A 24,418-nucleotide genomic window follows, 5' to 3' on the forward strand; every position below is an offset into this window, starting at 1 on the left:
ACTTGGCTTATCGTATTCAGGATATTGCACAGATTCTCCGGGCAGAAGCAATCATACAGGCTGATGCCCCGATGGAACATTTGCTGATAGACAGCCGTAAGATCGTTTTCCCGGCCACATCACTTTTCTTCGCCATCAGCGGTCCCCGTCGCGATGGGCATCAGTTCATCAAAGAAGTATATGAACGTGGTGTCAGAAATTTTGTGGTACGGAAGGGCTTTGATCATTCACCTTACAACGATGCCAGTTTTTTACAGGTAGAGAATGTGTTGCAGGCTTTACAGCAACTGGCAGCTCATCACCGCAGTCGTTTCTCCATCCCCGTCATTGGTATTACCGGTAGTAATGGGAAAACCATCGTTAAAGAATGGCTTTACCAGTTGTTACAACATGACCATGTAATTGTAAGAAGTCCGCGAAGCTATAATTCGCAGGTTGGTGTACCCCTGAGTGTTTGGCAGTTGCATGAGCGGCATACGCTCGGCATTTTTGAAGCGGGTATTTCCACCACCGGCGAGATGGAGCAACTGGCTGCTATTATACAACCTACAATCGGCGTGTTTACTAATCTCGCAGATCCGCATAGCGAAGGTTTTGAAAACCTGCGGCAGAAAGCCATGGAGAAAGCCATGCTGTTCCGGAATTGTCGTTCACTTGTATTTGGCAGAGATGGTTTGCAGAACCAGCTGGATCCGGATGGGGCAGACAAACAATTTTTTGCTGCTACTCAGGATTTCTTTTCCTGGAGCCGCGAATCAGCGGCTACGCTTTCTGTAACAACAGAACAAAGAACTGAGAACAGTACCCTTATCACTGCCGTGTATCGCGGTGAAACAATAACCATCAGTATTCCCTTCACAGACCGTATTTCTATTGATAACGCGATTACCTGCTGGTCTGTGATGCTGCAGATGAATTATCCGGCATCGGTTATCAGCGAACGAATGCTGTTGCTTGAACCGGTAGATATGCGTATGCAGCTGAAAAAAGCGAGTAATAACTGTTACCTGCTCAACGATAGTTACAGTAATGATCTCTCCTCCCTTGATCTGGCTATCGAACACCTGCAGCAGCAGGCGGGCAAACATCGTACTACGGTTATACTATCTGATATTCTGCAGTCGGGACAATACGAAGAAGCTTTGTACCGCGATATAGCCGCACAGCTGACTGTGCGGGGTATTCATCGGTTTATCGGAATTGGTCCTGCTATCAGCCGGTGTAAGGAACTGTTTCATACTTCTGCTGTACTGGATAAGGTTGAGATATATCCATCTACAGAAGTTTTTCTGCAGCAGGCAAACACACACGATTTTTCGAACGAATATATTTTACTGAAAGGCGCCCGCGTATTTGCGTTTGAACGCATTTCGGCCATGCTGGAGCAGAAGGTTCACCAAACGGTGATGGAGATCAACCTCACGGCCATGGTGCATAACCTGAAACAATACCAGCAGCAGCTGAAACCCGCCACCAAACTGATGGCCATGGTAAAAGCGTTCAGTTATGGCAGCGGTAGTGCAGAAGTAGCGCGCATCCTGCAGTTTCACAAAGTGGATTATCTCGCAGTAGCTTATGCAGACGAAGGTGTTGAACTGCGAAAGGCCGGTATAAGCCTGCCTATTATGGTGATGAATGTAGATGCCGCCGGTTTTGATTCACTGGTTAGTTACGACCTGGAACCGGAGATCTATTCATTTCCGATTTACCAGGCTTTTCATCATTACCTGGATCAGCAGGGGATACAACAGTTTCCTGTTCATATCAAATTCAATACAGGCATGAACCGCCTGGGATTTGAAGTAGAGGAGGCAGCGGCACTGGCAAAACTTTTACATACACAACAAACAATGGCCGTGAAAACGGTGTTCAGTCACCTGGTAGCCAGTGAAGCCGCCGACCATGATCATTTTACCGAAACACAGGTGAGCCGTTTTAACGAGGCCTGTACCAGTTTGCAGCAAATACTGGGTTATCATTTTGTTCGTCATATCGCCAATACGGCCGCTATTTTCCGTTACCCGCAATACCAGTTCGATATGGTACGTCTCGGTATTGGATTATATGGGGTAGACAGTGCCGATGGCGATACCCTTTCGCTTCAGACAGTAGCTACCCTCCGTTCCACTATTGCACAGTTACGTCCGGTAAAAGCCGGGGAGAGTGTGGGGTATAACCGGAAAGGTGTTTTGCAGCGCGATAGCCTGATAGCCACTATCCGGATCGGGTATGCGGATGGTTTTGGCCGGGAGCTGGGTAATGGCAGGGCTTCTGTGTATGTGAATGGCCAGTTAGCCCCCGTGGTAGGCAATGTTTGTATGGATATGACCATGATTGATGTAACCGGGATTGCCGGTGTAAAAGAGGGCATGGAAGTAGAGATTTTTGGCAAACACCTTCCTGTGCAGCAAATGGCCAGATGGGCCGGAACCATTGCTTATGAGATCATGACGGGTATCAGCCAGCGGGTAAAGCGGGTGTATCTCGAAGAATAAGACCCTCTCCGCGCTGGGTAATGGCATACCATCCTCCAAAGATTTCCCAAATTCCCGACCCTCAAATTCCAAAATACCACAAAGCCCTATCTTTGCCCACCATAAAAAACATGCAGTGAAAGCCAGACAAATCATATTCCTGATACTACTGATCATTTTTGCCGACCAGGCTTTGAAGTTTTATATCAAACTGAATTATTATGCCGGTGAAGAACACCAGGTGCTGGGCAGCTGGTTCCGACTGCATTTTGTAGAGAACGAGGGCATGGCCTGGGGTTGGAAATTCGGCGGTGGGTTCGGAAAAATCATTCTGACCCTGTTCCGTCTGGTAGCGGTGATCTGGGGTAGTTTTCTGCTGCGCGATTTTATCCGTAAAAAATACCACAAAGGTTTTATCATCTGTGCGGCCCTGATTTACGCAGGTGCACTGGGCAACCTGATTGATAGCCTGTTTTACGGGATCATTTTTGAGCAGAGCAATCCTTTCTCACAGAATGTGGCCCGTTTCTTTCCGCCCGGAGGTGGGTATGCAGGTTTCCTGCACGGAAAAGTGGTAGATATGTTTTATTTCCCCATCATTACCAATGCGCATTTCCCCTCCTGGGTTCCTTTATATGGTGGTGAAGAGTTTGAGTTCTTCCGTCCTGTATTTAATCTGGCGGATGCTTCCATTTCTACCGGTGTGATCGTGATTCTTTTATTTCAGAACCGCTATTTCAAAAAACAGGAAGCAGTACAACACCATACCATTGAAACAGATAGTGTGGTGAATGATAAAACGCAGATATTCTAATTGTACTGTAACTATACACTACTATCAAAGAGAAGCCCCGACAGTGATTGCCGGGGCTTCTCTTTATGATAGTGTAATATTATTTATTTGATCACCGGCACATTAAACAGCGATAAGCTTTGTGCAGGAGTGGTATTGAATACCTGGTCTATGAGGCCATATCCTTTTGCGTAATAACTGTTGCCCGACATCAGTGTCTGGTAACTGGTTCCATTATCGGGCAGGAACATGATCTCCCGTTTCACATTGATCACATTGGAATATTGTTTTCCACCAATGGTATAGTTACTCGTGTTTTTGGATATGATAGTGAATACGGCTTTGGCAGTTCCTTTCTGACCTCCCGTCCAGTAGCCGGGCTGTGCCGTAGACGACCAGCTCTCGCCCACATTGGCACTCTCTTTCAGGAATGGGTAACTGATGAAGAAATTAGGGATCGTGTCAAATATCAGGGTATAATCAAAGTCTACCGTGCTTAAGGCATAATAGGTGCCTTTACCATCTTTGGCAAAATAGAAAGTATCCTGCAGGCGGGTAGCGAACTGTGCATAACTGAGGGTATCGCGTACGATCTGTCCGGCTGCTACTTTCACAGAAAAAGTGTCAATGGTGCCCAGTTTGGGAACGTATTGGTATACCCAGCTGGATCCTTCTGTAGTAGGGAAATAATCGCCGCCAGAACCGGTGCCGCCCCCTGAACCACCTGTGCCGCTGCCGGATACGGGAACAGAGAAACTGCAGATATTGTTATTGAAGATCAGCACAAAATCGGTTGTTTTGGGAAGGATGGGGGTGCCATATCCTTTCAGCTTGATCACAGCCGGGCCGGTACTTACAGCGAAACCGGAATCCAGGAACCACATACCATTTACGGTATCTGAATAGATCTTGTATTTACCCTGTGCAGTAAAGTTGACATTGATGTTTACATAGTTATAGGTAGGCACTAATGCAGTATCTACTTTGTAGTCACCCTTCACTTCTGCCGATTTGCAGTTTCCCAGCGAATCAACCAGTTCTCCCTGGGCCGTACCATTAAAGCCACCTCTTTCCACACTGAACTCTTTTTTACAGGCCTGGAAGGCAAAGAATACAGCTAAGATGAGGCCAAAACGTAGGGTTAATTTGATCATGTTTGTTTTTCGCATTTTCTCGCTTATACGAATATCAGATAAAATTTATACTAATAACGCTGCCCGGTTAGTCAAAATACTGTTTTTTAATAACTGATCTACGTTATTTAACGTTGTTGTAGCTATCTGCGACAGGGCTTCATCGGTAAAAAAGGCCTGGTGAGCGGTGATCAGTACATTGGGAAAGCTCATTAAGCGTTGAATTTCATCGTCCTGTATCACTTCACCCGATAAATCGCGGAAAAACAGGTGTTCTTCCTGCTCATACACATCAATGCCCAGATAACCGATCCGGCCGGCTTTCAGTCCTTTAATAGCGGCTTTGGTATCCACCAATCCGCCCCGGCTGGTGTTGATCAGCATTACCCCATCTTTCATCATACCAATGGTGGTATCGTTGATCAGGTGTTTGGTCTGTTCGTTCAGCGGACAATGCAGAGAAATGATATCGGTTTGCAGTATTTCTGTCAATGGGTGATAACTAACACCCATCGCTTCCAGGTCTTTATTGGCGATAAGGTCAAAGGCTTTTACCTGGCAGCCCAGGCCAACCATCATCCGGCAAAAAGCCTGGCCAATATTTCCGGTACCAATTACGCCAACGCTCTTACCATGCAGGTTAAACCCAAGCAATCCGTTCAGGGCAAAATTCTGCTCCCGTACCCGGTTATAGGCTTTGTGTGTTTTCCGGTTCAGCGTCATCATCAGGGCCAACGCATGTTCTGCCACTGCTTCGGGCGAATAAGCGGGAACGCGGCATACTTTCAGTCCCAGTTTTTTGGCAGCTTCCAGATCCACATTATTAAAACCCGCACAGCGGAGTGCAATTACTTTTACGCCTTTATCGGCCAGTTGCTGGCAAACCAGTGCGGTTACTTTATCGTTTACAAATACACAAACCGCTTCGGCCTGATCTACCAAACCTACCGTTTGATCATTCAACTGTGATTTATGATACACCAGTTCAAAACCGACACTATCGTTAAAACGGTTAAAGAACTCTTTATCGTAAGGCTGGGCGGAAAAGAAGATGATTTTCATAATGGATTAAAGATACGGAGGCGGGGGGAAACTTGGCAATGGTGAATGGGCAATGGTGAATTGTTAACCATTGTTGTGTGGTGAAAACAGCTGCCTTTCTCTGTGTAACTCCCTATCTCCGAGCCTCTGTGTTGAAAAACACTACTATATCAAAATTACCTAATGGCATCTATTTTATTTTTTAACACAGAGGCTTGGAGCAACAGAGAATCGCAGAGATGTTCAGTTTTTTGAATTGCTGATTCTCTGCGCAATCAGTAAGCCGAGAAACTCCAATCAGGTCTTATATTGACAATTCACCATTGCCCATTCACAAACTCACGCTATTACTTCAAGCTCTCTGCCGCTGCCGCAATCGTTTTGTCCAGATCGGCATACGACAATGCGTTATTCAAAAACCAGCTTTCATAGGCAGAAGGCGGCAGGTAAATACCGCGTTGCAGCATGGCGTGGAAAAAGGTATTGAAGAACTGGTTATTGGCCGAAGCGGCAGATGCAAAATCGGTAACAGCATGATCGCTGAAGTGCAGACTGATCATAGAACCGAGGCGATTGATCACATAAGGAATACCGGAAGTCTTGAGTACTGTTGCGAGGCCATCGTGCAGGTAAGCGGTTTTGGCATCCAGTTCTGTATAGATCTGCGGGTTGTTTTTTAATTCGTTCAGCATGGTAAAACCAGCTATCATGGCAATGGGATTGCCACTAAGGGTACCAGCCTGGTAAACATTGCCAAGTGGAGCGATCTTTTCCATGATCTCTCTTTTTCCACCAAAAGCACCCACGGGCATACCCCCCCCAATTACTTTGCCATAGGTAACCAGATCGGCATTGATCTGTAAACGCTCCTGGGCACCACCGGCTGCCAGCCGGAAACCCGTCATCACTTCATCAAAAATCAATACGATACCTTCCCTGTTGCAGATGGTACGCAGGCCTTCGAGAAAACCGGGTTGCGGTAAAATACAACCCATATTACCTACCACCGGTTCAGTGATAATGGCAGCGATCTGGTTTTTGTTTTCGGCCACCAGCTGTTCAACCGCGGCCAGGTCGTTAAAGGCACAGGTCAGTGTATCATTGGCCACACCGGCTGTAATACCAGGTACCGTTTGTATATCAAAAGTAGCCAGTCCGCTACCGGCTTTTACGAGGAACGCATCTGCATGTCCATGATAACATCCTTCAAACTTGATGAATTTATTTTTACCGGTATACCCCCTCGCCAAACGCAAAGCACTCATACAGGCTTCGGTACCACTGCTCACCATTCTGATGAGGTCTACATTGGGCGCCATGCTTTTGATCAGCTCGGCCATTTCTATTTCTAACTCGGTAGGAGCACCGTAAGAAGTTGAGAGCAAAGCTTTTTCCTGGATGACTTTTACAACAGGTTCGTATGCATGTCCTAAGATCATCGGCCCCCATGAGGCAATAAAGTCGATATACTTGTTGCCATCTGCATCAAACAGATAAGCACCTTTTGCTTTCTCAATAAATAAAGGTGTTCCGCCAACACTTTTAAATGCCCGTACCGGTGAGTTTACGCCACCCGGGATAGATTTTTGTGCGCGTTCGAAGAGGGCTTTGCTTTTTTCGTACATGGTTTTTGTCAATTGGCAATGGTGAATGGTGAATAGGTTTATTTTTTTGTTGTTATCATTCCTGATAACATTTTAAAACAAGTTATCATTAATGTTCCCAGCTTGTCGGTTTGTGTATTTTGTAAATACGATAAATCCTGTGCAACGTCGAGTGCTGCATCTATCTCAATTACAGACCCTCTTGCAATCTCGTAATATCTTTTTCTCTCTGCATTCGATTTTCTGGAAGCGCCCTCAGCAATATTCAAATGAACGGATAAAGCAGCTCTTCTGATCTGTGAAATCATTCCATATCTTTCCTCAGCAGGTAAACAATTTGTTAATCGATAACACTCACGAACAAATAACCTGGATGTTCCATAAATATCGAGTTTCTGGTGATTTAATGAAAGGAACATATAAATGGTTTTGATTGAATATGAATTGTACTGCCATTATGCAAAACAAATCATATTCACCATTCACCATTGCCCATTCACATAAATTCCGTTTTAACACCCTTCTTTTCCACCGTATAAATACGCTCTACCCCAGCAACCTCACCACATCTTTCGCAAAATAAGTAGCAATCAGATCTGCACCTGCTCTTTTGATAGAGGTTAATGTCTCCAGCACTGCTTTGTTCTCATCTAGCCACCCCATTTTAGCAGAAGCTTTGATCATCGCATATTCGCCACTTACCTGGTAAGCACTTATCGGAACCGTTACTGCATTTTTGATTTCGCGGATGATATCGAGGTAAGCCAGTGCTGGTTTTACCATTACGATATCGGCCCCTTCTTCTATATCCATCAGAGTTTCTTTGATGGCTTCGGTGCGGTTGGCATAATCCATCTGGTACGTTTTTTTATCACCAAATCCCGGTGTACTATCCAGGGCATCTCTAAAGGGTCCGTAAAAGCAGGAAGCATATTTGGCACTGTAACTCATGATACCTGTTTGTGTAAACCTGTTTTCTTCCAGTCCTTTACGGATGGCACCAATACGACCATCCATCATATCGCTGGGGGCAACAAAATCGGCTCCGGCTTTTGCATGACTGATACTCATCTGCACCAGTGCTTCCACTGTTGCATCATTCACGATCTCGCCATTAAGTACAATGCCGTCATGACCATAAGAAGAGTAGGGATCCAGCGCCACATCGGTCATCACCACCATTTCAGGAACAGCATCTTTGATAGTTTTGATGCTTCTCTGCATCAGTCCATCCGGGTTCCAGGCTTCTTTGCCGGTATTGTCTTTCCACTCGTCTTTACATTTGATGAAAATCAAAACAGAACGGATGCCCATGCTCCAGAGTTCTTTCACTTCTTTCACTGTCAGATCAATCGAACGGCGGTAATAACCGGGCATAGAAGCGATTTCTGTTTGTATATTTTCACCTTCATCAATGAATAAGGGTGCAATAAAATCAGCAGGGTGTAAAATGGTCTCAGCCACCATGGAACGGATAGCGGGTGATTGGCGTAAGATCCTGTTTCTTCTCTGGAGGTACATAGGAACTGTTTTAGTTAACCCAGTTGCGGGGATGCAGACAGGCATCTAACAATGCGGCTTCTGCGCTTCCTTCGGCTGGTTGATGATTGTATTCAAATCTTACCGTAGGGGGTAAGCTCATTAAAATGCTTTCTGTTCTGCCATTGGTTTTCAGACCAAAGATAGTTCCGCGATCGTGTACAAGGTTGAATTCTGTATATCTTCCTCTCCTGATCTCCTGCCAGTATTTATGTTCGGGCTGGTAGGGAAGTTGTTTTCTTTTTTCTGCTATCGGAATATACGAATCAATAAAAGCTTCCCCGCAGGCTTTGGCAAAACTGATCCAGCATTGAACATCTTTGGTGGCATCGGGCCGCTGGTGGTCATAAAAAATGCCGCCAATGCCACGTCGTTCATTGTTGCGGTGCCGGTTCACAAAATAATCATCGCATTCCTGTTTGAAGAGGGGATAGAAGCTTTGATCAAAACCATCACATACGGCTTTGTAGGTCTGGTGAAAATGACGGGCATCTTCTTCAAACAGGTAATAAGGCGTCAGATCCGTACCGCCACCAAACCAGCGATCGATTACGTTGTTGTCTGCGTCATAGAGTTCGAACATGCGGTAGTTGCAATGTACCGTAGGCACAAACGGATTCAGCGGATGTATTACAATACTCATCCCGCAGGCAAACCATTGATCGCCGTTGATCTTGAGTTGTGCCCGCATGGTGTCTGTTACTTTTCCAAAAACCACCGATGTATTTACGCCTCCTTTCTCAAACACATCGCCCTGACTGATCACCCTTGTTTTTCCACCGCCTCCTTCAGGTCTTTCCCATTTGTCTTCTGCAAACACCGCTTTTCCATCGCATCCTTCCAGTGCGGCACAGATCTGATCCTGTAACTGATGAATAAGACTGATCCATTGTGTTTTAATACTGTCCATATACAGATGCGTGAATCGTCAGTGATTATTTTTTGTGCCTGTATTCTTTAACGGTATCTACAAAAGCCCTTGCATGATCAACCGGTACATTGGGTAAAATGCCATGACCGAGATTGGCAATATGTCGTCCCGGACCAAATGCATCCAGCATAGCGGTCACTTCTTTTTTGATAACGGGGATGGGCGACAATAATTTAGCCGGATCAAAATTACCCTGCAGGGTTACCTTATTTCCAGCGAACTGTCTTGCCAGTACTGGTTTGATACACCAGTCAATGCCTAAACCCTGCGCACCTGTGGCGGCCATGGCATCCAGACTATGCCAGGCACCTTTGGCAAAAACAATCGTGGGTACACTGTCTTTTAATGCCGCTACAATCTGGCGCATATACTGTAAAGAAAGATTCTCAAAATCACCCGGACTCAATAAACCGCCCCAGCTATCAAACAACTGCACCGTATCTGCACCGGCTTTTACCTGTTCTTTCAGGTAAGCAATGGTAGTATCGGTGATCATCTGTAATAAATGGTGAGCCAGTTCGGGTTGGGTATAGCAGAATGCTTTGGCTTCGTCGAAGGTTTTGGAACCCTTGCCCTGTACCATATAACAGAGCAGTGTCCAGGGGGCGCCTGCAAAACCGATCAGCGGCACACGGCCATTCAATTCCTGTTTAATAAGTTTGATGGCATCAAATACATACCCCAGTGTTTCATTCACATCTGGCACACGCACACGATTCAGGTCATTACTATTTTTGATGGGATCGGGCAATACCGGACCCTTGCTTTCGATGAGCTGTACTTCCAGTCCCATGGCTTGTGGCACCACCAATATATCCGAGAAAAGGATAGCTGCGTCAACCCCTATAATATCTACCGGTTGTAAGGTAATGGCACAAGCCAGTTCAGGTGTCTGGCATCTTTCGAAGAAACCATATTTTTCTCTCAGCACCATGTATTCCGGCAGGTAACGGCCCGCCTGGCGCATCATCCAAACAGGGGTTCTTTCTGTAGCTTCTCCACGGAGGGTTCTGAGTAAGAGGTCATTCTGTAACATAGCGTGTAAGTGAGTGGTGAGTAGTCAGTAGTGAGTTACGTAGTAAAACACTACAACTTCTCTCTCTTTTTTAATAACGATTATAGTTCTTATGTTAATTCTATCTTGATGATCTGCCTACCTACTCACTACTCACCACTCACGATTCACGCCTCACGAAAAATACCTCACCGCCTGCTCCACCATCTCATCCTTTCCGGGCTCTTTGCTTACCAGAATTTTGTTATTGGTAAAACGAGCTATTGTGTCGCGTGTGGTTTGTCCGATGGCAAACAGCACGGTATCCGGCGCTACAGTATTGTTTGAAAAAAAACTTTCGGCAGTACTTGGACTAAAGAACAGAATGCCATCAAATGTTTTTTCTACTTTATGTGGTGTGGCCAGGGTTTCATATACACAGATCTCGTGTACTGTAATAGCCTGTCTGCTTAGTTTGACCGGTAATTCATCTCTCCGGATATTGCCGCAGAAAAAGATCAGTTCATCAGGTTCTTCTTCTTCGATAATGGTTTCTGCCAGTTCCGCTGCACTGGCACCGGTTCCGGCAATACTAGCTTCGCCGAAATATTCGGTTACCAGTTTCTGGGTAGCATATCCCATGCAGTAAATACGCCAGGAAGGTATATGGCCATCCAGCATATCAGTAACGGCCACTACGGCGTTCATACTGGTAAACACCACAACGGTTTCCTGCACAGAAGCCCATTCTATTTCCTGCTGTACGGCAACATCCTGCAGGGCGGTGGTTTCTATGAATGACTGCACGGTAATGTCAATGCCTTTTTTACGGGCATTGTCCAGTTGCGCAGCGGTTATGGGCCGGGTAGATAATATCTGGATACGCTTATCAGGCATTGCGTATGGATTCGATGATTTTTTCGCCACCATTCTCTAATAAGGTTCGGGCAGATCTTTCACCCAGTCCTTCTGCTTTTGACATTGGTACTTCTGATTCTATTTCTGCTTTTTCTTTTCCATCCAGTGAAAGGATATTACCTCTGAATAATAATTTGTCGTTATTAATAACTGCCAATGCACTGATAGGTGTTGTACAACCTCCCATCAGCACACGCAGAAAATCTTTTTCTATCCGGGTACAGATAGCCGTATGGTCATCGTTTAGCGGATACACTGCTTCAAAACTGGCGGTATCATTCTCGCGGCAGGTAATCATGATCGCTCCCTGTGAGGGGGCGGGCAACATCCAATCGAGGTTTATGGAATTCTGCGGACGAAGCCCAATTCTTTCCAGACCTGCTCCGGCAAAAATAGCACCATTCCAATGGCTCTCTTCCAGTTTGCGCAGCCGGGTATTTACATTACCGCGCAGGTTATCCAGCACATGATCCGGATAACGGTTCAGCCATTGTGCTTTTCGGCGAACACTGCTGGTGGCAATGGTGAGTGGTGAGTGGTGAGTGGTGAGAGAACTATTGTTGCCGGCCGTGGACCACTTTCCATTCGCGTAGCCTAATGATTCGAGTAATGCATCCTTATCCCCTTTATACACCAGAATGTCTTTGTAAGAAGCTCTGGGTAATACGGCTGCCTGCTGTAATCCTTTTGCCAGTTGGGTGGGCACATCTTTCATAGAGTGTACGGCTATATCAATCCGGTTACTCAGTAAAGCGGCATCCAGTGTTTTGGTAAAAATACCCTGTACACCTAACTCATACAATGGTGTAACCAGGTCAATATCCCCGTCACTTTTAATATAGATGAGTTCTGCCGCTACACCTTTCTGGTGGAGCTGCTGCTGAACTAAAGTAGCCTGCCACACTGCCAGCTGACTGTCGCGTGTGCCGATTCGTAAGGGCTGTTGTGTCATGGATTAATTGATGGTCATGAAATCATTGATAGCCTCAATATAATAACATCCGGGCTGATGTTGGCTACGCATTTTTACGGCCACTGTATTCACTACTTTCTGAATCGCTACCTGATCGATGGTAGTATTTTGGGTAGTAGCGAGGAACATATTGCAGGAATGCATGTCATGCAGTTTCTGTTTTACGGCTTTTAATACCGGTACATGACTGCGCAGCAACCACCATTCTGCCAGTTCCTGCCGGTGTTGCTGGATGATCTGGCGTGCTTTGGGCACTTCTGCTTTTCTTTTCTGCAGGGTAAGATCATTGATTACCGACAGATCATCCACATTGGCGAGGATGATCTGCGGTAATGTACCGGCTGCCGGCTCTATATTATTGGGGATAGAGAGGTCGATCAGTATTTTCGGACCACTATGCAGCAGATCCGCTTTGGTAAGCATGGGTTTGTTGGCATTGGTGGCCACAATCACAATATCAGCTTCGTTTACCGCTGCATACATGTCTGTAAAGGGAGCGGATTGAATACCGAGTTCTGCCGCCAGTTCACGGGCCGTTTCGTCGGTACGGTTGATAAGTGTGATCTGTGTCGTATCGAGGTAATCGATCAGGTTCTTACAGGTATTACGGCCGATCTTGCCGGTGCCGAGTAAAACGATTTTTTTATCTTTTGTGTCTGGTAACTGCTGCCTGATAAACTGGATGGCGGCAAATGATACCGAAATGGTACCGCCACTCAGGGCAGTTCCGTTTTTAATGGCTTTGGATGATTGTAATACGGTATTGAACAACCGCTCCATAAAAGCACCGATAAATCCTCTCTCACGTGCAAACTTCACTGCCAGCTTCATCTGGCCCACAATTTCATAATCGCCGAGGATCTGTGAGTCCAGGCCGGCGCCTACTTCAAAAATATGCTGGATAGCTTCATTACCCTGTTTGGTATAACATAACTGGCGGAAAGTATCCGCCTCGCCGGCCGTTTCGCTGCAGAGCAGGTCTATCAGCACATTTACATTATCTGCTACACCATAAATCTCGGTACGGTTACAGGTGCTTAATACGAACATTTCTCTTACACCTGCCCCAGTCGCTTTTTCCAGCAGGAAAGCATATTGCGCTGCACCGATCGCAAATTCACCGCGGATAGCCGCATCTGTCTTTTTGTAGTTGATCCCCGCTGTGAAAAAATGATTGATCTGCATGTAACGGCTCTTTTTCGGTATTCACTTTTAACTTACGCAAAGGTATCTTCCATGGTTTCTTCTAAAACATGAGATTCGTCATTCCATTGTCATTTCTCTGTCATGTTTTTGCATGACAATTCCTGACAAACCGATCAAACCCTTTGTTCATGCCTATTTGCGGCCACCGGGCAATCGTTTTGCAAAACTTTCCCGTATGTAGATTGTTACTATACCTTTGCCAACACAATAAAGATATGCCACAGTCAGCCCAAAGAGCCATCCTGCTAATGAACCTCGGTTCACCTGATTCCACTTCAGTAAAAGATGTCAGAAAATACCTGAATGAGTTTTTAATGGATGGCCGTGTCATCGATATTCCGTTCATTGCCAGGGCTTTGCTCGTAAGGGGCATCATAGTTCCCTTCCGGGCACCCAAATCGGCAGAAGCCTATCGTACTATCTGGACCAACGAAGGTTCTCCTTTGATTGTGCTCACCAAAGAATTACAACAGGCCCTGCAGCAGCAGGTAGAAGAACCGGTATCCATTGCCATGCGTTATGGTACCCCATCGCCCAAACAGGCTTATGATGAGCTGCTGCAGAACAATCCCGACCTGAAAGAAATTCTGATAGTACCCTTGTATCCACACTATGCCATGAGCAGTTACGAAACAGCCCTGGTGCAGGCGCAGGAACAATATGAAGCGGGCAATTATCCGTTCAGCATTTCTTTCGTCAAACCGTTTTATAACGAAGAAAACTACCTGAACGCACTGGCAACGAGCATGCAACCCTGGCTGGAGAAAGACTACGATCATATCCTGTTCAGTTACCACGGCATACCCGAGCGCCATCTCCGTAAAACCGGTGGCAGTAATGGTTGTAACTGTATGAAAATAGCCAACTGTTGCGAAGTAAATACGGTGGCCCATGCTACCTGTTATCGTCACCAGGTATTTACCACTACCCGTCTGGTAGCAGAAAAATTAGGACTACCCAAAGACAAATACAGCATTTCTTTCCAGTCAAGACTGGGTAAAGGCTGGCTGGAACCGTTTACAGATATCCGTCTGGAACAGATGCCGAAAGAAGGCATCAAAAAATTACTCGTCATCTGTCCTGCTTTTATCAGTGATTGCCTCGAAACCCTGGAAGAGATCGCCGAAAGAGGAAAAGAAACTTTTATGGAAGCCGGCGGCGAATCCTACGAAATGATCCCCTGCCTGAATACCCATCCGATGTGGGTAGATACCCTGGCCAACTGGATGAATGAGTTTAAGCAAGGTAGCAGAGAGATGATATTGAACAGATGAACAGAGGAATATCGAACACCGAATGTTGAACATCGAACAAAGAACATAGAACCCAGAACACAGAACTGAAGATGCCTGTTCTCCGGGAAATTTTTAATTTTTAATTTTTAATTTTTAATTTCCCCCTATGTACTCCTATATCAAGGCCCTTCATATTATATTCATCGTAACCTGGTTTGCGGGCCTTTTCTACCTGCCTCGTTTGTTCATTTATGCAACCGAAGCGGGTGAGAAACCAGAGGCAGAAAAGAAAGTGCTGCGCGACCAATTTACCATCATGATGAAACGGCTCTGGTACGGTATTACCTGGCCTTCGGCTATCCTTACCCTTATTTTCGGAACCTGGGTGCTCATCAATGGTAACTGGTACCTGCAGCTCTTTGCCCCAGAAGGCCGCTGGCTGCTGATCAAGCTGGCATTTGTGGTTTTACTCTACGCCTACCACTGGACACTCCAGGTGATCCTGCATCAGGAGATCAGGGGCATCTACCGATACAGTTCCCAACAACTCCGCATCTGGAATGAAGGTGCTACCGTTCTCCTGATCGCTATCGTAATGCTGGTAGTGGTAAAACAGAGCATCAGCCTGGTCTGGGGAGTGGTGGGACTGGTTCTGTTCATCGGCTTACTTATGAGCGCGATCCGCATTTATAAACTGTTGAGAGACAGGTAGTAGTGAGTAGGCAGTAATGAGTGGTTCGTGTTCTAAAAAGAAATTTCTACTCACGACTCACGACTCACGACTGACCACTCACGACGCACGATTCACGTCCTTATATTTCTTACCTTTGCACCCTTTAAAACCCGCCTTTTACCCGGTGGGTAGGACTTTTCAAGCGATTTTCAGGATATGAGTGTTAAATACCCAGAATTTTCCGGATTAAACCTCCCGGCCATAGAACAGGAGATCCTGGCCAAATGGAAGGATGGACAGGCATTTGAGCAAAGTGTTTCGCTGCGCGAGGGTAAGACCCCGTTCGTGTTTTACGAAGGGCCTCCCAGCGCTAACGGTATGCCCGGTATTCACCACGTGATTTCGCGTACGCTGAAGGATATGGTTTGCCGCTATAAAACCATGCAGGGTTTTCAGGTAAAACGGAAAGGCGGATGGGATACGCACGGTTTGCCGATTGAGCTGGGTGTAGAAAAAGAACTGGGTATCACCAAAGAAGATATCGGAAAAAAAATATCGGTAGAAGAGTATAACCAGAAATGCCGCGAAGCCGTGCTTCGGTACAAGGGCAAATGGGATGAGCTGACCATGAAAATGGGTTATTGGGTAGACCTGAACGATCCCTACATCACTTACGATAACAAATACATCGAAACCCTTTGGTGGATCCTGAGTGAACTCTATAAAAAAGGGTATCTCTACGAAAGTGTGAGTATACAGCCTTATTCACCTGCAGCCGGTACCGGCTTAAGTTCGCATGAACTGAACCAGCCCGGTACGTACAAGGATGTGAAAGATACCAGTGCGGTGGCCATGTTCAAAGCCATCAGAAATGAGAAGAGTGAATTTCTTTTCAAAGAAATCACTCCTTCTCCACGCAGTGGAGAGGGCCAGGGTGAGGTATTTTTTATGGCCTGGACCACTACGCCATGGACTTTGCCCTCCAACCTCGGTCTGACGGTAGGCCCCAATATCAATTATGTATTGGTCAACACATTCAATCCCTACACCCATCTTCCCGTAAATGTGGTTTTGGCCAAAGCCTTGCTGGGCAAGTATTTCAAGCCGGAAGGAGAGAACGGGGATTTTGCGGGGTATGACGAAAAAGCAAAACTGCTGCCCTGGAAAATACTGACCGAATTCAAAGGCTCACAGATTGAAAACTGTGAATACGAACAACTGCTGGCTTATGAAGCCAACTCACTGGCAGCCATCAAAGAAATCACTCCCGATGCGCAACCCTTCCGGGTGATTGTGGGCGATTTTGTTACCACAGAAGATGGTACCGGTATCGTACATACTGCTCCGGCTTTTGGTGCAGATGACTATCGCGTAGGAAAGAAATACAATATCGGGATCCTGACCATGGTAGATAAGCAGGGAAAATTTGTGGATGGTCTGGGCGAGTTCAGTAACCGCTATGTAAAAAATTACAAAGACGAGAAGGATTACGTGGATGTGAATGTAGACATCAGCGTAAAACTCAAAAAAGAGAACCGCGCTTTCAAAGTAGAAAAATACGAACACAGTTATCCGCATTGCTGGAGAACAGATAAACCGATCCTCTACTATCCGCTGGATGCCTGGTTCATTAAAACCACAGCCGTAAAAGACCGGATGGTGGAACTGAACAAAACCATCAACTGGAAACCCCGCTCTACGGGCGAAGGCCGTTTTGGTAACTGGTTAGAGAATATGGTAGACTGGAACCTGAGTCGCAGCCGCTACTGGGGAACGCCGTTACCGGTATGGAGAACAGAAGATGGAGAGGAAGAAGTTTGTATCGGCTCTATCGAAGAACTGAACGAGGGCATCCGCAAAGCAAATGAAGTATTGGGCGGTGATGTCAATAAAAATTACCTACACGAAGGTATTCTTGACCTGCATAAACCTTTTGTGGATGATATTATCCTCGTAAGCACTTCCGGCAAACCGATGAAGCGGGTGCCTGACCTGATCGATGTATGGTTCGACAGCGGCGCCATGCCTTATGCACAATGGCATTATCCATTCGAGAACAAAGATTTTATAGATAAGGGACAGGCATTTCCGGCAGATTTTATTGCAGAAGGTGTTGACCAGACCCGTGGTTGGTTTTATACCCTGCATGCGCTGGGCGTAATGCTGTTCGACAGTGTGGCTTATAAAGCGGTAGTTAGTAACGGACTGGTACTCGATAAAGATGGCAACAAAATGAGTAAACGCCTCGGCAACGTGGTGAATCCTTTTGAGACCATTGAAAAATACGGGGCCGATGCAACCCGCTGGTACCTCATCACCAATGCATCACCCTGGGATAACCTCAAGTTTGACCTGGCAGGGATACAGGAAGTACAGCGTAAGTTCTTCGGAACCTTATACAATACCTACCAGTTCTTTGCCCTCTATGCCAATGTTGACGGTTTTGCTTTTGAGCAGGCACCGGTACCGTTGGCAGAACGTCCGGAGATCGACCGCTGGATCCTTTCTTCCCTGAACACATTGGTGAAAAGGGTTACCCGTTCGATGGATGAGTATGAGCCTACACTGGCCGGTCGCGCCATTGAAGAATTTGTAGATGAACACCTCAGTAACTGGTACGTGCGTCTCTGCCGCCGCCGGTTCTGGAAGGGAGAATATGAGCAGGATAAGATCAGTGCCTACCAGACCCTGTACGAATGTCTCGAAACCATCGTTCGACTGATGGCCCCTATTTCTCCGTTCTTCAGCGACGCGGTATTCCGTAACCTGAATGCGGTAACCGGTAAGTTTCAGGTAAGTTCTGTACACCATGCCGATTTTCCGGTGGCCAATGAAGCTGTTATTGATAAGAATTTGGAAGAAATGATGATGTTTGCTCAGGATGTTTGTTCATTGGTTCTATCAATCCGGAAGGACAAAAACATCAAAGTTAGACAACCACTTTATAGTGCATTAATACTAGTATCAGGTGAATCTGATCCTAAAATGAAGTTTTTTGAACCTACTCAGGTATTGGGTTCTTCAGAAATTAAATATCAATTGAAAAAAGAAGTACGTGAGATTGTCATGCATGAAACCAATGTCGAATTTATTCAGACAATGAATTCTGATGATTTTGATCTTAAATTTAGACAGGTACCAGATTACAAGACAATCAGCCAAACATTATTCTTGGCAAATATTCCAACGGTAGCAACTGGTTCAATAGCGGAGAATATTAAAAGCTGGGATAGTGATATGGTGAATAAATTTAATAGAGAAGGGGAATTCAAGTACATTATTAGGGATAACAAGGCCTTCTTAGTCACATCTCAAGACACATTTAATTATAATGATAATCAGGTAGTTATAAGAAAAAATCATGAAGTAAAATTGATAGTAGAAGATATACCGGGCTGGAGTGTGGCCGGCAAAGGTAGCCTCACTGTGGCACTGGATATCACCCTTACCGATGAACTGAAGCAAAAAGGGGATGCGAGAGAATTCGTGAACCGGGTGCAAAATATCAGAAAAGAAAGCGGTTTTGACCTCACAGACCGTATATTCGTGACCGTGGTTGGGCCTGCTAACCTCAAGCAGTCTATTATGAAAAATTACGATTATATTTGCCGCGAAATTTTAGCAGATAAGATTGTATGGTTGCCTGAAATCAGCGGCGGGACCGAGGTTGAGATCAATGACGAACTGTTAAAAGTGGTTGTAAACAAAAAAGGATAAAATTGTATGCCAACTAAGAAACCTGCTCCAAAGAAGGCGGCACCAGCCAAAAAAGTGGCTCCCAAGCCTGCTCCTAAGAAAGCGGCACCGGCTAAAAAAGCGGCACCCAAGCCTGCGCCTAAACCAGCCAAAAAAGCGGTTCCGGCCAAGAAAGCTGCCCCTAAGCCTGCGCCTAAAAAAGCAGTTCCGGCAAAGAAAGCGGCTCCCAAGCCTGCTCCTAAACCAGCACCCAAAAAAGTTGCCGCACCCGCCAAACCAGCTCCAAAGGCAGTCGTAAAACCTGCCCCTAAACCAGCCGCCAAACCAGCTCTGGCACCCGCCAAAAAAGTAGCTCCGGCACCTGCTAAACCGGCTCCCAAAGCGGTAGCGCCAGTAGCTCCTAAACCAGCCCCGGTACCCGTTAAACCCAAAGTAGAAGTGAAAGCCCCACCGGCTCCACCTGTGAAACCTGTAAAAAAACAACCCGAACCTATCAAAGACGTAAAAGTTCCTAAGATCAACACGAAGACGAGTGTTCCTTACCAGCCCGGATATACCCAATTAGAAAAAAGAACAGATGCAGCCAGAACCAGCGGAGATCCTTTGGTAAAATACAGCGACAGCGACCTGAACGAGTTCAGGGATCTGATCAGCAAAAAACTGGAAGCAGCTAAAAAAGAACTGGCTTATTTACAAGGCCTGATTACCCGCAAGGATGAAATGGGTGGTGATAATGATGATGCCCGTTACATGACCATGGAAGATGGCAGTATGAGCATGGAAAGAGAGCAGCTGAGCCAGATGGCCAGTCGCCAGATCACTTATATCGACCACCTCGAAAAGGCGATGATGCGGATCGAGAACAAAACCTACGGGATCTGCCGTGTAACCGGTAAACTGATCGATAAAGCCCGCTTACGTGCCGTGCCCCACGCTACCCTTAGCCTGGAAGCGAAACTGGGTCTGGTAAAACCGGCTCCGGAGCAACAATAAGAAGAAATTAAATATTTATAGGAAGGCCTCTGAGTAAATCGGGGGCCTTTTTTAATGTCGAATATCGAACAGGGAACAAATGAACAGATGAACAGACGAACAGATGAGCAAGGAACTGATGAAGTGGGAGTGTATATTATTGAACTCACAACTTTAAATATCGAATATCGAACAGGGAATGTCGAATGTCGAAGTGAGGGGGAACAGATGAACAGATGAGCAAGGAACTGATGAAGTATTCATAGAACCCAGAACATAGAACTCATAACGGAACCTTTTTAATATCGAATATCGAACAGGGAATGTCGAATGTCGAAGTATAGGGGAACAGATGAACAGATGAGCAAGGAACTGATGAAGTATTCATAGAACCCAGAACCCAGAACTCATAACGGAACCTTTTTAATGTCGAATGTCGAACAGGGAATATCGAATGCCGAAGTATAGGGGAACAGATGAACAGATGAGCAAGGAACTGATTATAGAACTCAGAACATAGAACCGAGAACAAAGGCCATAGTGCCCTAACGCTGACAGTCATTTCTTCCCTTCGACATTCGATATTCCCTGTTCGGTGTTCGATATTCTACTTCACCTCCTGCATATCCACCAGCTTTCTATAAATGCCATTATGCGCCAGTAGCTGGTCGTGGTTGCCGCGTTCTACGATTTCACCTTTTTGTAATACGATGATCTCATCGGCGTGACGGATGGTAGAAAGGCGGTGGGCGATGACGAGGGAAGTGCGGTTCTGCATCATGTTATTGATGGCATCCTGTACCAGGCGTTCACTTTCTGTATCCAACGACGATGTGGCTTCATCCAGGATTAAGATCGGCGGATTTTTTAATACGGCGCGGGCAATGGTGAGGCGCTGTCTTTCGCCACCACTTAACTTGCTGCCCCTGTCGCCGATATTGGAATCAAAACTGTCTTCTTTGTGGCGGATGAAATACAGGGCATTGGCTACGGTGGCCGCGTGTTCTATCTGCTCCCTGGTTACATTATCAACCCCCAGTGCTATATTATTGGCGATGGAATCATTGAAGAGAATGGGTTCCTGTGTTACAATACCCATCAGGCTCCGCACAGAATGTAAAGTGTAATTTTTGATGTTCACACCATCGATCAGCAGTTCACCTTCGGTTACATCATGAAAACGCGGAACCAGATCGGCCAGTGAGCTTTTACCGGCACCAGAAGAACCTACCAATGCAACGGTTTTCCCTTTTTCAATCACGAGATTGATATTTTTCAGGATCACTTTATCCTCGTAGGCAAAAGATACATTCTTAAACTCTATGCTCCTGGTAAAGGCGGGGATGGCAGTTGCATCCGGTTTGTCTGTCACGGTCAATGGTGCCTGCAGGATCTCTTCAATACGCTGGATGGCGGCACTGCCTCGCTGCGCATTGTAAAACGCAGTGGATAAGGATTTGGCCGGATTGATGATCTGTGTGAAGAATACGATATAAGTGATAAAACTATCCGGACTCAGTCCTACCTGGTTACTCAGCACCAGCTTACCGCCAAACCACAGAATACAGCTCAATACCAGCACCCCCATAAACTCCGACATGGGAGAAGCCAGGTCGCGGCGGAAATTCATCCGGTTACGGATATGGTTCAGCGTATCATTGGTATGAAAGAATTTATTGCGCAGGATCTTCTCCGCATTAAACGCTTTGATCACACGTAACCCACCCAGTGTTTCATCCAGTATCGACATCAATGTGCCCAATTGTTCCTGTGATACGGTGGATTGTTTTTTCAGCGAGCGACTTACCCGGCCAATGATGAAACCGGTTAAGGGAAGCAGTACCAACAGGAACAAAGACAAAGCTGGACTGAGGTACACCAGCGATGCAAGGATGATGAGGATATTCAGCGGGTCGCGGATCAATCCTTCGAGGGTGCTCATTACACTCCATTCCACTTCATTGGCGTCATTGCTCATGCGACTGATGATATCACCTTTGCGCTGTTCGGTAAAAAAACCGATGGGCAGTTCCAGGATTTTGGCATAGAGGTCGGAGCGGAGTTTGGTCATCACATAGTTCCGCATGGGTGCCAATACCCGGAAAGAGAGGTAGGTGAACAGGTTTTTGAAGAAAATAGAGATGATAATGATCACACAGATCGCCCCCAGGGCATAGATCTCTCCATGGTCCTGGATCAGTTTACCGATGATATATTTGAGATAATCCAGCACACCGGCAGCTGAAAACGTCAGTTCCGGGGCATTTTGTATGAATTTTTCCTTGCCAAACAGCATTTGCAGAAAAGGGGCCAGCATAGCCAGCGATACCAGCGAGAATACGATGGAGAGCAGATTGAACAGTACATAGAGTGCTATATTCCGTTTCTGGCTCCTCAGGTAAAAAAGTATCCGGGCAAATCGCTTCATAAAATGTAAAACCTTTAAAACGCAGCAAAGTAACTAATTTTGCAGTCAATCAAATGTTAGAATATGGAGGAAGGAAAGCGTCAGAGACAGGTGGCAGGTGCCCTGCAGGAAGAACTGAATGATATTTTCAGGCGTTTGAACCTGAGTATGATAGATGGCGGCATGGTATCCATTGCCTCCGTTAAAGTAACGCCCGATCTGCTGGAAGCGCGTATTTATGTGAGCCTGTTCCAGGTAAAAGATCCCAAAGCGGTAATGAAAACGATCGAAGCAAGGGCCTGGGAGATCAAAAAAGAACTGGCCGACCGCGTAAAGCATCAGTTACGCCGTATCCCTGTATTGCATTTCTATCTCGATGATACCCTGGATTATGTGTTTAAGATGGAAGAGATTTTTAAACAGATCAAACAAGAAAAACCTCCGGGGGAGGAGAATTAGCGGATTAGCGAATAACGGATTTGCGGATTCAGGAATTGAATCATCCGCCATCCCAATCCGCCAATCCGTCATCCGTTAATGCGTAATTCTATGAACCTCCTTTTCGCCTGGCGCTATTTCCGGTCAAACAAATCCACCAATGCGATTAATGTAATTGCCTGGATCAGTGTTACTGCCATAGCAGTGGGTAGCGCGGCTTTGATCATTGTGCTGAGTGTATTTAATGGTTTTGAAGACCTGGTAAAAGGATTGTACGCAGATTTTTATGCGGATATACGCGTGGTTCCCGCCCGCGGTAAAACTTTTCATTTTTCGGCCGAACAGATAGCGCAACTCAAGCGCACAAAAGGTGTAGCCGTTGTCAGTTTTGTTGCAGAAGAGAAAGCTGTACTGAGTGGGGCATTACAAACCATTGTTTCTGTAAAGGGAGTTGACGAACAGTATACAGCTGTTAACCGTATTAATACCACCGAACATATTCCCCGGGGAAAATTTGAACTGGGTACCACTGCCGAACCCAAACTGGTAGTAGGGGCCGGCATCGAGAATGCGGCGGGTATTGATGTTGAAAAACCCATTTATGCGGCTACGATTTACCTGCCCAACCGTCAGGCAGCCCGGTTATCAGCCGATGATGGATTGAATGCATTCAGCATTGCTCCCGCAGGCACTTTTATGGTGCAGCAGGATTTTGATAACAAATATGTATTCACGAACCTCGGTTTTGTAAAATACATGCTGAACATGGATGCCGATGAATTCAGCGCCATGGAAATCAAAATCACCGGCGACCCCAATGAAGTAAAAAAACAGTTACAGGTATTGCTCGGTAAAGAACTGCTGGTGGAAACAAGATATGAACAGAACAAAAGTCTGTACGCCGTTATGCAGGTAGAGAAATGGGTGATCTATGGTATTCTCTCATTGATACTGGTAGTAGCGGCTTTTAATATGATTGGTGCCCTGACCATGCTGGTGCTCGAAAAACAAAAAGACATTGCCGTACTCAAAGCCATGGGCGCCAATGAACAAATGGTGCAGCGCATTTTTCTGAGCGAGGGTGTATTGCTGGCAACGCTGGGTGGTGGCGGTGGTATCTTACTCGCTACATTTATCTGCTGGCTGCAGATCCGGTTTCACCTGATCAAACTGGGCGGTAACACATTTATCATCGATTACTATCCCGTTAAAATGGTGCCCGGCGATTTTGTGCTGGTGGTTGCCACTATTGCATTCATCGCCATCCTCGCCGCATGGATTCCTTCCCGCAAAGCGGGGCAACAACTGTTCTCCCTAAAAAGCTAAATACCTGCCCTGCGCCTTTACGAGAAAATTTTGCCCGCAAAGGCGCAGAGGCGCAAAGAAAAAGT

The 24,418-nt window shown here is 46.1% G+C and carries 19 protein-coding genes; 8 read left to right on the forward strand and 11 right to left on the reverse strand.

The window, feature by feature from the left end; genetic code table 11:
* Positions 1–2: 2 nt before the first annotated feature.
* Both AC1RNB_RS00205 and AC1RNB_RS00210 read left to right on the forward strand, forming a co-directional pair.
* Positions 3–2,495, forward strand: a complete 2,493-nt coding sequence (locus AC1RNB_RS00205) for a bifunctional UDP-N-acetylmuramoyl-tripeptide:D-alanyl-D-alanine ligase/alanine racemase (RefSeq protein ID WP_493079664.1) — start codon at positions 3–5, stop codon at positions 2,493–2,495.
* Between the two features lie 115 nt (positions 2,496–2,610).
* Positions 2,611–3,288 carry a lipoprotein signal peptidase gene (locus AC1RNB_RS00210; protein ID WP_493079665.1) on the forward strand — a complete coding sequence of 226 codons (678 nt, stop codon included), beginning with the start codon at positions 2,611–2,613 and terminating at the stop codon, positions 3,286–3,288.
* Between the two features lie 83 nt (positions 3,289–3,371).
* On the opposite strand, the gene AC1RNB_RS00215 is transcribed toward AC1RNB_RS00210, so the two are convergent.
* From AC1RNB_RS00215 to hemA, 10 genes are all read right to left on the reverse strand, one after another.
* Positions 3,372–4,436 (reverse strand): hypothetical protein, encoded by a 1,065-nt coding sequence (locus tag AC1RNB_RS00215; protein ID WP_493079666.1) that lies wholly within the window; start codon positions 4,434–4,436, stop codon positions 3,372–3,374.
* A 30-nt stretch (positions 4,437–4,466) separates the two neighbouring features.
* A complete protein-coding gene (locus AC1RNB_RS00220; protein WP_493079667.1) occupies positions 4,467–5,462 on the reverse strand; it encodes a 2-hydroxyacid dehydrogenase in 996 nt (331 codons plus the stop codon).
* Between the two features lie 326 nt (positions 5,463–5,788).
* On the reverse strand, positions 5,789–7,066 hold the full coding sequence (gene hemL / locus AC1RNB_RS00225) for a glutamate-1-semialdehyde 2,1-aminomutase (RefSeq protein WP_493079668.1): 1,278 nt from the start codon (positions 7,064–7,066) through the stop codon (positions 5,789–5,791).
* Positions 7,067–7,104: 38 nt separating this feature from the next.
* Positions 7,105–7,464, reverse strand: coding sequence for a four helix bundle protein (locus AC1RNB_RS00230; RefSeq protein ID WP_493079670.1), 360 nt, complete (start codon positions 7,462–7,464; stop codon positions 7,105–7,107).
* 127 nt (positions 7,465–7,591) lie between these two features.
* Positions 7,592–8,566 (reverse strand): porphobilinogen synthase, encoded by a 975-nt coding sequence (gene hemB / locus AC1RNB_RS00235; protein ID WP_493079672.1) that lies wholly within the window; start codon positions 8,564–8,566, stop codon positions 7,592–7,594.
* Positions 8,567–8,576: 10 nt separating this feature from the next.
* The gene (gene hemF / locus AC1RNB_RS00240) at positions 8,577–9,494 is read right to left on the reverse strand and encodes an oxygen-dependent coproporphyrinogen oxidase (protein ID WP_493079673.1); all 918 of its coding nucleotides are present in this window, start codon (positions 9,492–9,494) and stop codon (positions 8,577–8,579) included.
* Positions 9,495–9,519: 25 nt separating this feature from the next.
* Positions 9,520–10,551 (reverse strand): uroporphyrinogen decarboxylase, encoded by a 1,032-nt coding sequence (gene hemE, locus AC1RNB_RS00245; protein ID WP_493079675.1) that lies wholly within the window; start codon positions 10,549–10,551, stop codon positions 9,520–9,522.
* Positions 10,552–10,704: 153 nt separating this feature from the next.
* Positions 10,705–11,406 carry a uroporphyrinogen-III synthase gene (locus AC1RNB_RS00250; RefSeq protein ID WP_493079676.1) on the reverse strand — a complete coding sequence of 234 codons (702 nt, stop codon included), beginning with the start codon at positions 11,404–11,406 and terminating at the stop codon, positions 10,705–10,707.
* Complete coding sequence (locus tag AC1RNB_RS00255) at positions 11,399–12,379, reverse strand: hydroxymethylbilane synthase (protein WP_493079678.1); 981 nt, start codon at positions 12,377–12,379, stop codon at positions 11,399–11,401. The genes AC1RNB_RS00250 and AC1RNB_RS00255 overlap by 8 nt, the downstream gene beginning before the upstream one ends.
* 3 nt (positions 12,380–12,382) lie before the next feature.
* The gene (gene hemA / locus AC1RNB_RS00260) at positions 12,383–13,585 is read right to left on the reverse strand and encodes a glutamyl-tRNA reductase (RefSeq protein ID WP_493079679.1); all 1,203 of its coding nucleotides are present in this window, start codon (positions 13,583–13,585) and stop codon (positions 12,383–12,385) included.
* 236 nt (positions 13,586–13,821) lie between these two features.
* Here hemA and hemH point away from each other — a divergent pair, with 236 nt between their 5' ends.
* From hemH to AC1RNB_RS00280, 4 genes are all read left to right on the forward strand, one after another.
* On the forward strand, positions 13,822–14,880 hold the full coding sequence (gene hemH, locus AC1RNB_RS00265; RefSeq protein ID WP_493079681.1) for a ferrochelatase: 1,059 nt from the start codon (positions 13,822–13,824) through the stop codon (positions 14,878–14,880).
* A 127-nt stretch (positions 14,881–15,007) separates the two neighbouring features.
* Positions 15,008–15,553, forward strand: a complete 546-nt coding sequence (locus tag AC1RNB_RS00270) for a CopD family protein (protein ID WP_493079682.1) — start codon at positions 15,008–15,010, stop codon at positions 15,551–15,553.
* Positions 15,554–15,730: 177 nt separating this feature from the next.
* Complete coding sequence (gene ileS / locus AC1RNB_RS00275) at positions 15,731–19,231, forward strand: isoleucine--tRNA ligase (protein WP_493079683.1); 3,501 nt, start codon at positions 15,731–15,733, stop codon at positions 19,229–19,231.
* Positions 19,232–19,237: 6 nt separating this feature from the next.
* Positions 19,238–20,203 carry a TraR/DksA family transcriptional regulator gene (locus AC1RNB_RS00280; RefSeq protein ID WP_493079684.1) on the forward strand — a complete coding sequence of 322 codons (966 nt, stop codon included), beginning with the start codon at positions 19,238–19,240 and terminating at the stop codon, positions 20,201–20,203.
* Positions 20,204–20,789: 586 nt separating this feature from the next.
* On the opposite strand, the gene AC1RNB_RS00285 is transcribed toward AC1RNB_RS00280, so the two are convergent.
* Entirely contained in the window at positions 20,790–22,610 is a 1,821-nt protein-coding gene (locus tag AC1RNB_RS00285; protein ID WP_493079686.1) for an ABC transporter ATP-binding protein, read from the reverse strand.
* Positions 22,611–22,673: 63 nt separating this feature from the next.
* On the opposite strand from AC1RNB_RS00285, the gene rbfA reads away from it, so the two are divergent.
* Both rbfA and AC1RNB_RS00295 read left to right on the forward strand, forming a co-directional pair.
* Positions 22,674–23,048 (forward strand): 30S ribosome-binding factor RbfA, encoded by a 375-nt coding sequence (gene rbfA, locus AC1RNB_RS00290; RefSeq protein WP_493079687.1) that lies wholly within the window; start codon positions 22,674–22,676, stop codon positions 23,046–23,048.
* A 90-nt stretch (positions 23,049–23,138) separates the two neighbouring features.
* Positions 23,139–24,353 (forward strand): FtsX-like permease family protein, encoded by a 1,215-nt coding sequence (locus AC1RNB_RS00295; protein ID WP_493079689.1) that lies wholly within the window; start codon positions 23,139–23,141, stop codon positions 24,351–24,353.
* The last annotated feature ends 65 nt before the right edge of the window (positions 24,354–24,418 follow it).

Source organism: Sediminibacterium sp. GW821-FHT12F12 (genome assembly GCF_058806635.1).

Bases quoted from the DNA above. Each gene is read 5' to 3' on its own strand.
- AC1RNB_RS00215 (WP_493079666.1), bottom strand. From the start codon at position 4,436: ATGCGAAAAACAAACATGATCAAATTAACCCTACGTTTTGGCCTCATC.
- AC1RNB_RS00220 (WP_493079667.1), bottom strand. From the start codon at position 5,462: ATGAAAATCATCTTCTTTTCCGCCCAGCCTTACGATAAAGAGTTCTTT.
- hemL (WP_493079668.1), bottom strand. From the start codon at position 7,066: ATGTACGAAAAAAGCAAAGCCCTCTTCGAACGCGCACAAAAATCTATC.
- AC1RNB_RS00230 (WP_493079670.1), bottom strand. From the start codon at position 7,464: ATGTTCCTTTCATTAAATCACCAGAAACTCGATATTTATGGAACATCC.
- hemB (WP_493079672.1), bottom strand. From the start codon at position 8,566: ATGTACCTCCAGAGAAGAAACAGGATCTTACGCCAATCACCCGCTATC.
- hemF (WP_493079673.1), bottom strand. From the start codon at position 9,494: ATGGACAGTATTAAAACACAATGGATCAGTCTTATTCATCAGTTACAG.
- hemE (WP_493079675.1), bottom strand. From the start codon at position 10,551: ATGTTACAGAATGACCTCTTACTCAGAACCCTCCGTGGAGAAGCTACA.
- AC1RNB_RS00250 (WP_493079676.1), bottom strand. From the start codon at position 11,406: ATGCCTGATAAGCGTATCCAGATATTATCTACCCGGCCCATAACCGCT.
- AC1RNB_RS00255 (WP_493079678.1), bottom strand. From the start codon at position 12,379: ATGACACAACAGCCCTTACGAATCGGCACACGCGACAGTCAGCTGGCA.
- hemA (WP_493079679.1), bottom strand. From the start codon at position 13,585: ATGCAGATCAATCATTTTTTCACAGCGGGGATCAACTACAAAAAGACA.
- hemH (WP_493079681.1), top strand. From the start codon at position 13,822: ATGCCACAGTCAGCCCAAAGAGCCATCCTGCTAATGAACCTCGGTTCA.
- AC1RNB_RS00270 (WP_493079682.1), top strand. From the start codon at position 15,008: ATGTACTCCTATATCAAGGCCCTTCATATTATATTCATCGTAACCTGG.
- ileS (WP_493079683.1), top strand. From the start codon at position 15,731: ATGAGTGTTAAATACCCAGAATTTTCCGGATTAAACCTCCCGGCCATA.
- AC1RNB_RS00280 (WP_493079684.1), top strand. From the start codon at position 19,238: ATGCCAACTAAGAAACCTGCTCCAAAGAAGGCGGCACCAGCCAAAAAA.
- AC1RNB_RS00285 (WP_493079686.1), bottom strand. From the start codon at position 22,610: ATGAAGCGATTTGCCCGGATACTTTTTTACCTGAGGAGCCAGAAACGG.
- rbfA (WP_493079687.1), top strand. From the start codon at position 22,674: ATGGAGGAAGGAAAGCGTCAGAGACAGGTGGCAGGTGCCCTGCAGGAA.
- AC1RNB_RS00295 (WP_493079689.1), top strand. From the start codon at position 23,139: ATGAACCTCCTTTTCGCCTGGCGCTATTTCCGGTCAAACAAATCCACC.